Annotated in this window: 14 protein-coding genes; 8 read left to right on the forward strand and 6 right to left on the reverse strand. The window is 39.6% G+C overall.

What is annotated here, in order from left to right; genetic code table 11:
* Positions 1 to 127 precede the first annotated feature (127 nt).
* The 4 genes from AC1M9B_RS12670 to miaB form a co-directional block, all read right to left on the reverse strand.
* On the reverse strand, positions 128 to 421 hold the full coding sequence (locus tag AC1M9B_RS12670) for an antibiotic biosynthesis monooxygenase family protein (RefSeq protein WP_481596488.1): 294 nt from the start codon (positions 419 to 421) through the stop codon (positions 128 to 130).
* A 74-nt stretch (positions 422 to 495) separates the two neighbouring features.
* Complete coding sequence (ybeY, locus tag AC1M9B_RS12675; protein ID WP_035269880.1) at positions 496 to 984, reverse strand: rRNA maturation RNase YbeY; 489 nt, start codon at positions 982 to 984, stop codon at positions 496 to 498.
* 30 nt (positions 985 to 1,014) lie between these two features.
* Positions 1,015 to 2,100 carry a PhoH family protein gene (locus AC1M9B_RS12680; protein ID WP_092768044.1) on the reverse strand — a complete coding sequence of 362 codons (1,086 nt, stop codon included), beginning with the start codon at positions 2,098 to 2,100 and terminating at the stop codon, positions 1,015 to 1,017.
* 38 nt (positions 2,101 to 2,138) lie between these two features.
* The gene (gene miaB / locus AC1M9B_RS12685; RefSeq protein WP_179999317.1) at positions 2,139 to 3,596 is read right to left on the reverse strand and encodes a tRNA (N6-isopentenyl adenosine(37)-C2)-methylthiotransferase MiaB; all 1,458 of its coding nucleotides are present in this window, start codon (positions 3,594 to 3,596) and stop codon (positions 2,139 to 2,141) included.
* A 360-nt stretch (positions 3,597 to 3,956) separates the two neighbouring features.
* Here miaB and AC1M9B_RS12690 point away from each other — a divergent pair, with 360 nt between their 5' ends.
* The 5 genes from AC1M9B_RS12690 (at position 3,957) to AC1M9B_RS12710 (ending at position 8,478) form a co-directional block, all read left to right on the forward strand.
* Positions 3,957 to 5,870: a lytic transglycosylase domain-containing protein gene (locus AC1M9B_RS12690; RefSeq protein ID WP_481609223.1), complete on the forward strand. Its 1,914-nt coding sequence runs from the start codon at positions 3,957 to 3,959 to the stop codon at positions 5,868 to 5,870.
* A gap of 26 nt (positions 5,871 to 5,896) precedes the next feature.
* The gene (locus AC1M9B_RS12695) at positions 5,897 to 6,559 is read left to right on the forward strand and encodes a ribonuclease T2 family protein (RefSeq protein ID WP_481596487.1); all 663 of its coding nucleotides are present in this window, start codon (positions 5,897 to 5,899) and stop codon (positions 6,557 to 6,559) included.
* Between the two features lie 173 nt (positions 6,560 to 6,732).
* Positions 6,733 to 7,719 (forward strand): malate dehydrogenase, encoded by a 987-nt coding sequence (locus AC1M9B_RS12700; RefSeq protein ID WP_035269892.1) that lies wholly within the window; start codon positions 6,733 to 6,735, stop codon positions 7,717 to 7,719.
* A gap of 148 nt (positions 7,720 to 7,867) precedes the next feature.
* A complete protein-coding gene (locus tag AC1M9B_RS12705; protein WP_179999322.1) occupies positions 7,868 to 8,107 on the forward strand; it encodes a DUF2789 family protein in 240 nt (79 codons plus the stop codon).
* Between the two features lie 119 nt (positions 8,108 to 8,226).
* On the forward strand, positions 8,227 to 8,478 hold the full coding sequence (locus AC1M9B_RS12710; protein ID WP_035269894.1) for a DUF2789 family protein: 252 nt from the start codon (positions 8,227 to 8,229) through the stop codon (positions 8,476 to 8,478).
* 25 nt (positions 8,479 to 8,503) lie between these two features.
* Here the strand turns inward: AC1M9B_RS12710 and AC1M9B_RS12715 are convergent, their stop codons facing one another.
* Together AC1M9B_RS12715 and AC1M9B_RS12720 are read right to left on the reverse strand one after the other, a co-directional pair.
* The gene (locus tag AC1M9B_RS12715) at positions 8,504 to 9,031 is read right to left on the reverse strand and encodes a hypothetical protein (protein ID WP_035269895.1); all 528 of its coding nucleotides are present in this window, start codon (positions 9,029 to 9,031) and stop codon (positions 8,504 to 8,506) included.
* Positions 9,032 to 9,089: 58 nt separating this feature from the next.
* Positions 9,090 to 9,692, reverse strand: coding sequence for a 2OG-Fe(II) oxygenase (locus tag AC1M9B_RS12720; RefSeq protein ID WP_092768036.1), 603 nt, complete (start codon positions 9,690 to 9,692; stop codon positions 9,090 to 9,092).
* Between the two features lie 117 nt (positions 9,693 to 9,809).
* Here AC1M9B_RS12720 and AC1M9B_RS12725 point away from each other — a divergent pair, with 117 nt between their 5' ends.
* From AC1M9B_RS12725 to AC1M9B_RS12735, 3 genes are read left to right on the forward strand one after another with little or no spacing between them, the layout of a single operon-like run.
* Entirely contained in the window at positions 9,810 to 10,667 is an 858-nt protein-coding gene (locus AC1M9B_RS12725; protein ID WP_035269897.1) for a 23S rRNA (adenine(2030)-N(6))-methyltransferase RlmJ, read from the forward strand.
* Positions 10,668 to 10,706: 39 nt separating this feature from the next.
* Positions 10,707 to 11,531: a CDP-diacylglycerol--serine O-phosphatidyltransferase gene (pssA, locus tag AC1M9B_RS12730; RefSeq protein ID WP_481609216.1), complete on the forward strand. Its 825-nt coding sequence runs from the start codon at positions 10,707 to 10,709 to the stop codon at positions 11,529 to 11,531.
* 18 nt (positions 11,532 to 11,549) lie between these two features.
* Positions 11,550 to 12,617: a DUF6670 family protein gene (locus AC1M9B_RS12735; RefSeq protein ID WP_481609217.1), complete on the forward strand. Its 1,068-nt coding sequence runs from the start codon at positions 11,550 to 11,552 to the stop codon at positions 12,615 to 12,617.
* Positions 12,618 to 12,809 lie beyond the last annotated feature (192 nt).

The following is a 12,809-nucleotide window of genomic DNA, read 5'->3' on the forward strand; positions in this document are numbered from 1 at the left end:
ATGGTCAGGCGTTATTTAAGTTTAATCTATTGGTTTCGCATGACTTTATCTTATTTTATCTGAAGAACTTGCTCAATATTTAACTCATTTGTCTAAAATATGTCATCAATATAAAGATCAACTCGATTTACTCAGATTGATAAGCGCGCTGAATCTGACAGACCTCAATCGAATACGTGTCATACCATGATAGGCGACCTTTTTGTTGGGCATAAAGATGTTGGGTGTCTTGATGCCAAGCTTGAATATCTTCTAACCGACTCCAATAAGAAAGACTGACTTCATTATCCTTCTCTTGATAGCTTTCAAACTTTGTACAATTGTAATCATGCATCGCTTTATGCCGCATTTGGCTAGCCAATATTACATATTCATCATCAATATTTTTTATTTTAGCTTTGAAGATGACAACGAAGTTCATTTTTGAATACTCATTTATTATTTTAATTTGCTTCCCGAATAACGGGAAGCATAGACCGAAGTCATTGAGGAGTGTTATTCGTCATCCAAAAGCAAGTAAGGGTTTTCAAAACCTAGTTTTTGTAAAATCTCAATCTCAATTGCTTCCATTTCCTCAGCATCTTGTTCAGAAGTTTCATGATCATAGCCCATCAGATGTAAAGTACCGTGAACCAACATATGAGTGAAATGTGTTAATGGTGCTTTAAATTGTTCTTCTGCTTCTCGAAGCACAACGGGAATACAAATCACCAGATCTCCGATAGGGAAACTGTCTAGAATTTCAGCCATTTCATCTGGTAAGTCGCTTGGAAAAGATAAAACATTGGTTGGCTTATCTTTACCACGATATTCAAGGTTAAGTTTGTGACTTTCTTCGACATCTACGCAAGCTATACCAATTTCACAATCGCTTTGTGTATCAATATGACGAAGGGTGGTTTCAATAATTTTTTTAACATACGCACGTTTGAGCACCAAGCTTGATGCTTCAAACGATTGTTGTAATGAGAGACTGAGTTTCAAAATCTTGCCTTGAGCGTGATTAGATTTAAATTACTCTGCATCTTGATGCTGAGCATCAGCAGCAGAATCATTTTCTGATATGAGTGCTTCTTGACGCGCTTTACGTTCCGCACGTGCTTCAGCAGTTAAACGATGTTGTTCACTGTCCCAACCTTCGTATGCTTCTACAATTTTTTGTACAAGCTGATGTCTTACAACATCACGTGAGTGAAAACGTGTGATATGGATTTCTTTAATCTTTTCAAGCACACGTAATGAATGTGCCAAACCAGACTGTTGTCCACGTGGTAAATCCACTTGAGTAATGTCACCGGTAATGACTGCACGCGAACCAAAACCAAGACGAGTTAAGAACATTTTCATCTGTTCTGGCGTTGTATTTTGAGCTTCATCTAAAATGACAAAGGAGTGATTGAGTGTACGACCACGCATATATGCAAGTGGGGCTACTTCAATAATTTGACGCTCAATTAATTTTGCCACTTTTTCAAAGCCAAGCATTTCATACAGGGCATCATAGAGTGGGCGTAAATAAGGATCAATTTTTTGTGATAAGTCACCTGGCAAGAAGCCAAGTTTTTCACCAGCTTCCACAGCAGGGCGAACTAAAAGAATGCGTTGAATTTCATTGCGTTCAAGCATATCAACGGCAGCAGCTACAGCCAAATAGGTCTTACCTGTACCCGCTGGACCAATCCCGAAAGAAATATCACTTTGAAGAATACGTTGTACATAGCGTTTTTGGTTGGCCCCCCGCGGATTAATGCGGCCCTTGCGAGTTTGGAGCCAGACTTCGTCAAGTCCTGTGTGTTCTTGATTAGGATCCAATTGTAATTCATGATCAGTCTGGCTGCCTTGAATCATTAAATGAATCAAATCAGAGCTGATTTGTTGAGAAACTTCAGCTTCGGCGTATAAGCGCTGAAGTAAGCTTTCAACTCTCTCGACTTCATCAATTCCACCGTCAATAAAAAAACTATCACCACGCTGACTGATTTTTACATCTAAACGTTGTTCAATTTGTTTCATATGACCGTTGTACGCGCCAAGCATGGTTTGTAAACGGTCCATTGAAACACCGGGAAAAGCCACTGTACGTCGAATCGCTGCAGTCAAGAGATTTCCTTTAGAGTCTATTAATCTATACCTCTACATTACGCCACGTCAGGTTCAAGATTCAAGAGTTCACCGTAAACTAAATTCAAGGTTTTAATCTCTGTAATCTCAATCTCTGCAAAGCGTCCAAGCCAAGAGGCATCACCAATAAATGTTACTAAACGTGTATTGTCTGCGGTTCCTACCAATAAGTTTGGATCGTGCTTTGAAACGCTCTCAATGAGCACACGTTGGACAGTACCAAGCATAGCATCAGTTTTTTGGATACTTGACTGCTTAATCCATTGTTGAACTTTAGCCAAGCGCTCTTTTTTAACATCTTCAGGTGTTAAATCTTCCAGCTCTGATGCTGGTGTACCAGGACGTTTCGAGTAGATGAAACTATAAGAATGATCAAAATCTAAGTCTTGAATAAATTGATATGTCTCTTCAAAGTTAGCATCAGTTTCACCAGGGAAGCCAATAATAAAGTCTGAAGACAAATGCATATCAGGGCGTACCTGGCGTAATTTAGCAATCTTATCGATATAAACGTCAATCGTGTGGTTACGCTTCATCGCCTTCAATACATCATTTGAACCACTTTGAACTGGTAAATGAAGGTGAGAAACCATCTGTGGTAGGTCACGATAGCATTGGATAAGGTCATCATTGAATTCTAATGGATGAGATGTCGTATAGCGAATACGACCAATGCCTGGAATTTCCGCCACTAGACGAAGAAGATCAGCAAACGTACAGATTTCACCTTCGAATGTTTCTCCGCGGTAACCATTTACGTTTTGACCGAGTAAAGAAACCTCACGTACGCCCTTTTCCGCAAGACCAGCAATTTCAGCAAGTACATCATCTAGGGGACGAGAGACTTCCTCACCACGAGTGTATGGCACCACGCAGAATGAACAGTATTTTGAACAGCCTTCCATAATCGATACGAAAGCTTTATAACCTTCAACGCGAGGTTCAGGTAAGAAGTCGAACTTTTCGATATCTGGAAATGAGATGTCTACCAGTTTGATTTTCTCTTTTTTCGGCTTTTCAATTTGATCCGTATGCTGATCAAGCATTTGTGGCAAACGGTGAAGTGTTTGTGGACCAAATACCATGTCGACATAAGGTGCACGTTTTTGGATATTGTCACCTTCTTGAGATGCAACACATCCACCTACACCAATCACCAAATCAGGATTTTTTTCTTTCAGCTTGCGCCAGCGACCTAATTCTGAAAATACTTTTTCTTGCGCTTTTTCACGAATTGAACAGGTATTCATTAAAAGAATATCTGCATCAGCAGGGTCTGTTGTTAATACATAACCGTGTGAATCACCTAGCAAGTCGGCCATACGATGACTGTCATACTCATTCATCTGACACCCTTGCGTTTCGATATACAGTTTTTTGACTGCACCATCGATGGCTGGGGTGTGCTGTGGCTGGGTAACAGTGTTTTCTGAGGCAGCTGGGGCACTATTCGGAATGAAGGTTTGAACCGTCATGAAGGCTCCTATCCTATAAAAAGGGATAAATATGTTCCGGTGAAGTATGGGGGAATCCCACACTCGATAAAAGCGAGCTATTTTACAGTATTTGTACTACGGGTTGAACAAATATATAAATCAGATCAAGTTTATGGATTTACAGTAAAAATACTTTAAAATAATAGTGGTTAATCAGCGCTTTACATAACAGAACAGTACTTGATCATTAGAGTATTTAAAATACATTTTAAAATTGCCAAGCGCTGCAAAAGAGTTGATCATGCAAAAAAGCATGTCCAAATGTAGCGACGAGTTAAAGTTGAGAAGAGAAGCGTGTCAAAAAAAGCAGTGAAGCAAAAACAGTTAAAAAAATATTTAATGGGGCTGATAACACTAGGTTGTTTGCCCGTTGCTCATGCGGCTGAAGAGCAATTTAATGAAGCGATTAAATTTGCGAACTCGGGTAATACAGCTCAGCTCGAATATTATCGTTCTGCAATGCAAAATGATGCGCTTGGATATTATCCAGAATATTGGATGTTGAATAATAATTTAGGCTTCCAACCTGCAACGAATATTATCAGCTTTGCACAGCGCTATCCTCAATCTGCAATGGCTGAAAAATTAGCTGCTGATTATGTCGAAGAAAAGGTAAAACAAGCAGATTTCAAGACAGCTCAACCTGTTTTACCTTATGTCACCAATCCTGATCAAGCTGAAAGCTGTGCGGCTGCGCAAGTACGAGCAAAAAATGGCGATACATTGGCGTACGCGGAATACAAAGATGTCTGGCTTACAACAGAGTCGCAGCCCGAATCGTGTAATGGTTTAGGTCGCTTAATGCTAAGTAGTCCCTTACTCACCACCACTGATCGTCAACAGCGCTTGTTTGCGCAACTTAGAGCGGGCCAGTCTGGTCCAGCGATCGCAACAGCACAAACTCTGGGTTTAAACTTGTCATTAGCACAATTAAATCAAATTCAGGCAGATCCTTTGAATTATTTATGGTCTGCGACCAAAGGAACAACAGTAGATTATGCTTATTTGGTGTTTGCTTTAGGTCGTGCTGCAGATGCTGACTTGAACACGGCGCTTCAAAATCTTCCTCGTGTCGTGCAAGGTGTTCCTGCAGATGTTCAAAAGTATATGTACCGCACGGTGGCGTATATTGGAGGCACGACAGTGATGAAAAATAATTTTAATCCTGAAGTGCTGAAGAACTTTGATTACAGTTATGGCGTGCCTTTTACACCAGAAGAGGCTGAAATTTACGCGCGTCAAGCGATTCGATTTGGTGAGTGGGAAAGTGTGTTGCGCGCCATAGATAGTATGAGCGTTACGCAAAAACAAGAAGATCGCTGGCAATATTGGATGGCGAGAGCGTATGAAAATCGCAAAGATCAAGCTTCCAAGCAAGCTGCAAAAAGTATTTATCAACGATTAGCTGCCGCTGGCGATGATTATCACAATCTGTTGGCAAAAGATCATTTAGGTATTCGTTATAATGAAGCACATGATCGAGCACAACCAAGCGCACAGGATATTCAACGTTTAGATCAAGATATTCACTTTAGACGTGCTTTTGCATTACGCAATATCAATGCTTCAGCAACTTACACAAACCGTGAATGGAATTGGGCTGTCCGCCAAGCTTATCTTAAGCAAGATGATGGTCTATTACTGGCTGCGGCAAAACGTGCCACAGAAATGGGGTGGTATGACCGTGCTATTTATGCGGCGGAAAGAACACTTAAACGTCATAACTATGCATATCGTTATGCGACACCACATCAAAATCTAGTGGTGACGCATAGTAAAAATGCAGGGATTGATCCTTCGTGGGCGTATGGTTTAATGCGTCAAGAAAGTCGCTTTGTAACCACGGCCCGTTCACATGTAGGTGCTGGTGGATTGATGCAAATTATGCCTGCAACAGCAAAAGATGTGGCACGAAAAATGGGTGAAACGTATAATCCTGCTGCATTATCAGATCCGAATACCAATATTCGTTATGGGACATATTACCTGTCAATGATTCAAGGTATGCTGAGTAACAGTCCAGTTCTAGCTACGGCTGGCTATAATGCAGGGCTGACTAGAGCACGCCGTTGGCAACCAGAGTTTAAAAGTATTGCGGCGGATCAATACACAGAGTCTATACCACTTCATGAAACACGTGACTATGTGAAGAAAGTTATGACCAATGCTGCTCATTATGGTGTTTTGCTTGGTCAGGGGCCGCAAGCGATCGAAAGTCGTATGCCGCCTATTCCAGTAAGAAATACGCAATAGCATTTCAACTACTTTTGTGAGCTTGGATGAATCACGCAAAACTGCTGTTTAGTCGTCAACACACTTACCTCCTCTGTAGTTTGAGCGTAGGGGCTTTGTTGTGTTCAGCAGATGTGATGGCATCCGGGAAAGGTTTACAAGGATATGTGCTTCAAGTACAGATGACACCTGCCATTTGTGCATTAGATCGAACAAAAGCGAAACACCGTAAATGCCTAGAAGGATATTCACTGACGATAAAGGGTCTTATCCCAGAAACCAGTCGTCATGATTGCCAAACGAGTTCATCTGCCACCTTGGCACCGCTACAGAAGAGGGTTGTTGCTAGGGTGATGCCTGATGAGCAGGCTAGAATTAGGTTATGGGCCAACTATGGTGGTTGCGTTCCAATGAATGCCAGTCAGTATTTTCGTACCATTATTAATCATGCAGACCAATTAAAAGTTCCTGATTCCTTAACAGGAGTGGATCGTAAAACAGTCTCTATGGCGACATTACGATCACAATTCATCAAACTCAACCCAAAATTACCCAGCCAAGGTATTGAATTTCAATGCCAAAGCTTAAATGGTCGCCCAGTGTTAACGGGGGTTGAAATCTGTTATCGCACGAATGGTCAATTCAAGTCATGTGCGTCTGATATTGTCTCGACCTGCCCAAATAGATTTGACATAGAGGGCGCCTACTAATTTATTTCCGCGAAGTTAATTTATATTTCCTATCAGACTTTTGTTGAAATTCATTCTCTTTTCAATGCATCTGTCAAAGTATTGGAGTACAATCTTCGCCGTTTATGATTATTAAGATTAGATAGAACAGCTATTTAATCGCATTGACTATCCTCTCAACTGGAGATAATTACATGAAGCAACCTGTTCGCGTTGCCGTTACTGGCGCTGCTGGTCAAATTGGTTACAGCCTTTTATTCCGTATCGCTAGCGGTGAAATGTTGGGTAAAGACCAACCAGTTATTCTTCAATTATTAGAAATTCCTGTTGAGAAAGCTCAACAAGCGCTTAAAGGCGTGATGATGGAACTTGACGACTGTGCTTTCCCATTATTGGCTGGCATGATCGGTACTGATGATCCTAAAGTTGCATTCAAAGATGCTGACTACGCGCTTCTTGTTGGTTCACGTCCACGTGGTCCTGGTATGGAACGTGCTGACCTTCTTAAAGTCAACGGTGAAATCTTCATCGGTCAAGGTCAAGCGCTTAACGAAGTTGCTAGCCGTGACGTTAAAGTTCTTGTTGTAGGTAACCCTGCTAACACGAATGCTTATATCGCAATGAAATCTGCTCCAGATCTTCCAGCGAAAAACTTCACAGCAATGTTACGTCTTGACCACAACCGTGCGTTAACTCAACTTGCTCAAAAAGCTGGTGTTGCAGTTTCTGACATCAAAAACATGACAGTTTGGGGTAACCACTCTCCAACAATGTATGCTGACTACCGTTTTGCTAACGTAAACGGCGAAAGCTTAAAAGACAAAATCAACGATGCTGCATGGAATAAAGACGTATTCCTTCCAACTGTTGGTAAGCGTGGTGCTGCGATCATCGAAGCGCGTGGTCTTTCTTCTGCTGCTTCTGCTGCAAACGCTGCAATCGACCATATGCGCGATTGGGCTCTTGGCACAAACGGCGAATGGGTAACTATGGGTATTCCTTCTGATGGTTCTTACGGTATCCCTGAAGGCGTAATGTTCGGTTTCCCTGTAACTTGTGAAAATGGCGAGTACAAAATCGTTCAAGGTCTTGAAATTGACGAATTCAGCCGTGAGCGTATCAACTTCACGCTTAATGAGTTAGAAGAAGAACGTGCAGCGATTGCTGACATGGTTAAATAATTTAGTTCTCAACTAAATTAAAAAAGCACTCCATTCGGAGTGCTTTTTTAATGCACAAAACTTAACAATGCTTAAGAAATCCTTCTACATAGAACTTTGTATTGACATGTTATCTTGAACAAAATCATGAAAATTCAAGGAGCAATCCATGTTGGATATGGAAGTAAATCAAGAATTACTTTTTGAGCAATTGGGCTTAGATAGCTCACCTGAAGGGATTGATCAATTTATACAGACACATCGGCTTGATCCCAATACGCCGATGCATGAAGCTGATTTTTGGAACCCATCGCAACGCGATTTTATTATTAGTCATTGGAAAAAAGATAATGAATGGGCCATTGTCATTGACCAATTGAGTGAGCAGCTCACAAACGATACAAAGTGATGAAAATATAATCACAAATTGAAACAATAAACCCAGACCAAAAGCTGGGTTTTTTCATGGATTTCTTATAAGTTATTTAAATAATAATTTTATTAAAATCTGATAAGGGGAGTCTCTTGATGGAACATAAACCTTCCTTAGCGTTATTGTTTTCTCAATTGGGGTTGGCAAATAGTCCAGCGGCAATTGAACTCTATATCCGTACACATCAGCTTTCCGCTCAACAAAATTTACATGATGCACCATTTTGGAATAAAGGTCAGCGCGACTTCTTAATTAGTCATTTAGTACAAGATGATGATTGGGCAATATGGATAGATGAACTTAATCAACAGTTACATATGGATGCATATAAATTAAAAATGGCCTAAAAAAGCCCCTTTCATGGGGCTTTTTTTAATGCATCTTAGGTTTGGTTAACTGGATAAACCACTCTTGGTCATGAAATTGTTTGAAAGCAGGGTGAGTTCTTATCACCTCTAAATCATGATCAATAGTTTTAAAATATTTATTTAGCCAATGGCGTGTAAGTGCTGACTCTTTACGAGAAGCGCAAGCATAAGCCAGATTAAAATAAACATCACTATGATTGGTCGATGTTAATGATTTTAAAATTTGCTGAGTGATGATCGCAAATTTTTCATCTTGAGTAATCTCAAAATACATCATGTAGGCTCTAGCTAACATCAGGGTAAGATTAATATACAAACGCATTGGCATTTCTTCGAAATCTACTCGACCTTGTTCAAGAAGAACAATCGCTTCTTGAAGAAAATGAATTTGTTCCTGACGAAGCTTACTCATACTGACCAGCTCTAAACGCAATTCGGCACGTTCAAAGGCAAGCTCAGGCGTATTTTTTTGTAAGTAAAGTTGGTCTGTTTCACCAATGCGTTGAATAATTAGCTTGGTATTTGATTGCATGGATGAGTCCTCATCAGGTTTAAAACCTATATGGAGGCAACTTCGAAAAAATAAAGCGCTAAATTAAAGTTCGTGCGGTCCTTAACCAAGCTGTAATCGAAAGACGTTGGTGGTGTGCAACAAGAACTTCATGTAATAAATCGCTTTGAAATAGAGCGATGCGATTAGGTTTGGGTTCAATAATATGCCACTGATTATTCTTATCTTGTAGCTTTAGTTGACCACCCCAATGCTGATGCCATTCCTCATGCAGATAAAAAACTGTCGACATCACACGACCATTTTTGCCTTGAGGGTTGTCTCGATGTAAAGCATAGAAATCACCAGGATTATAACAAGCGAAGTGGGCTTCGACTTCTTGAATGCCTAAATAAAATGCACGATTTAATTCCTGAGAGAGTAAATCTAAGGTTTTTATGTGTTGATGGGAAATTGATAGTTTTGGATCTAACCACAAAATGTGATCGCTGCGGATTGTGCTGACAATGCCATTTTGAATTGCTGCATTTCGAAAATCATCAAGATGGATTTGGCATTCATTTACAACGTTTTTTAAATAGCTTGGTGGGTATGCATGATCGATGATACTGAAGCCATGTTGATCTAAATCATCAAGGATTTGATCAACATTCCAATCCCCTGGGATGACAACTGCTTCCATATTTATCTCGCTATTTACTGTATAAAAAAAAGGTCAGCTATTTTAGAGTAATAATCGATTCTGAATGAAACACTTTTTCATGTTAAAATGATTGTTGATCTTAGGAATAATTGAAACATGAATTACCGTCACCATTTCCATGCTGGAAACTTTGCCGATGTCATGAAGCATGTATTGTTGCTTCAGATTTTGTCACGTCTTAATCAAAAAGATAAGCCGTATCGTTACATTGATACACATGGTGGTGCAGGTAAATACGATTTATCAACGTCTGCAGCACAGAAGTCGGGAGAGTTTTTAAATGGTATTCACCGTTTAGTTAAACTCGATGACTCAATTAAGCGTAATGCCCCTGAAGGTGTTAAGCAATATCTTAAAGTTGTAGAAGATATGCGTGCAGGTGCCGGAAAAGGCGCTTATCCGGGTTCGCCATGGTTCGCTTTGGAAGGAATGCGCGAAACAGATAAAGCAACAATTTTTGAGATGCAACGAGATGTATTTCAGCAACTTTACATGAATGTGCGTGATCGTCGGGCAGGTTTGCATGAGCGTGATGCTTATGAAGGTTTGCTCGGTGTGATTCCTCCTAAAGAAAAACGTGGATTGGTCATGATTGATCCACCATATGAGGTGGAGCGAAAGGATTTTCCGCAGTTGGTTGAACTCATCGCTACGGCATATAAGAAATGGCCTACAGGCATATTTGCAATTTGGTACCCAATTAAAGACCGCGCAATGATTGATCGTTTTGAGAAAAAAATGATTAAGACTGGTATTCGCCGTCAATTGGTTTGTGAAGTATGTGTATGGCCAGACGATACACCTGTAGGATTAAACGGTTGTGGTTTATTAGTGATTAATCCACCTTGGAAGTTTTCTGAAGATGCAGATGAAGCATTGCAATGGCTTTTTCCGCACTTAAGAATGAGTGAAAATGGTGGTCATGCTGCCGTTCGTTGGTTGGTCGGCGAATAAGAATATTGAGAGATAAGGCTACAGTTAGGACGAATGACAATGACAAATATAAATAAACCTGAAACTGAATCTTCTCCAAGAAATGTTCCGGGCTTTGATGGTATTACTTTCGAAGTTGAAGAAGAGGAACATACGCAAGAAGGGCAAAAGGTTAAGCGTCGTGGGATTTATCTGTGGCCAAATCTGATTACTACTGCGGCATTGTTGTCAGGGTTTTACTCAATTATTGCAAGTATGAATGGCGAATTCACACAAGCCATTTATGCCATTTTTATCGCTGCTTTATTTGATGGTTTAGACGGTCGGGTCGCACGAGCAATTGGAGCGCAAAGCCCTTTTGGTGAGCAGTTTGATTCATTATCAGATATGTTGGCATTTGGTGTTGCGCCTGCAATTTTGATGTATAGCTGGAGCCTCCATGATCTAGGTCGAATCGGTTTGGCTGCATGTTTTGTCTATACTGCTTGTGCTGCATTCCGATTGGCACGTTTCAATGTGCAAATAGGTGTGGTTGATAAACGCTATTTTATTGGTGTAGCTAGTCCTCTAGCCGCAGTAATGATCATTTCTTTGGTTTGGGTGGGGCGTGATTTCCCTGAAATTTTTGTCCTATCTGATCCAATGATTCAGACGATAAATGCAGTCATTATTATTGCAGTTGGCTTGCTGATGATTTCGAATATTAAATACTATTCGTTTAAAACCGTAGATCGTAAACGTGTGCCGTTTGCAGTCTTGCCTATTGTTGTGTTTATCTTTGCTGCGATTACGTACAATATTCCTGTCGGTATTTTAGTGCTTTCGATTATTTATGCACTTTCAGGTTTCATCACTACATTTTTGGCTCGAGAAAAAACAAGATAAATAAAAAAGGAGTTTGATATGCAGTTGTTGATGAGTTTAGCGGACGATTCAAAACAGCTGAATCAGGCTCCTTTTCCTCTTCGGTTGGATTATCACGGTCCACGAGGAATCTATAAAATTATCCATCAAGGATTGATGATTCCAGGATTACCATCTCCACTTCATTATTTTAATTTTTTAACCATTATCGGACAGCCGAATGTTCCAATGCTGCGTAATGATTATGCAATTAAAACAAAAGCCTTGGATACTGTTTCACTCATTACGAGCATTAGTCCACATATGGTTGGACATTTTCATGGTTATTCAATCATCAATGATTGCGAGATTAAAGAGAATAAATTTGTATTTGGACAAAGAGAACAACTAGAAGGCTCAATCCCAAACTTCAAATTAATAAGAAAGGACAATGAACTTTCCGTTGATCTGAATATTCAAGCTCAACCAATTATTTCGCACTTTACTAAACTAAAATTAGGTTTATTTGATCACTGGTCATTAATGTGTCAATGCAAAGGAACAGTAACCTATAAAGAACAAACATATAAAATTGACCAGTTAGGGTCATTTGAATTTGCCAGAGCGATCAATATTCCTTATCTACCACTTCACTTTTTTACCTATCAGATTATTAATTTGATTGATCAAAGGCAGTTACTTCTTGCTCATATACGTAATGGTTTAAATCAAATTGTGCAATCAAGGATGTATTTAAGAGATTTAAAAGCTCAGACATCTGAAATGTTTGATGATGTTTATTTCAAAGTCCATCGTGTATACCCTAAAGTAAAAACCCCTAATGGGCATGAGATGTATTTAGCGCGCGTATTTGAATGGTCATTTGAAAATAAAAAAAGAAAAATAATCGTGAAAGGTGAAAGTCGTGGAGATTTTAAATTCGGTGTTGCCGCAGGTTATGTCGGTAGTTTTAGTTATGAGGTGCAGATTGACGGAATTCAAGAAGAGGGGCAATCTGGGTATTGTGAATATATAGATTGCCGTAGTTTAAAGTGGCAAGAAATTAATAAAGATGAAAAATTAATGGATAATTTTGCAAGTATTGTGCCATGCACGCTTAAAAAATAGCTAAAAAAGCATAAAAATCACGTAAATTGAACAATAAATATTCAGTTAATCATATTTTTTTTAAATATTTAAAAAACATGGTTGCATTGGATATGAAATAATGTAGAATGCACATCCATCGGCGGTGATGTTGATTAAAACTTGTTGAAAAACAAGGGTTTAGCTGAATAGGTTGGATCTAAGTTTTGAGAA

Source organism: Acinetobacter sp. ANC_7513, assembly GCF_056779915.1.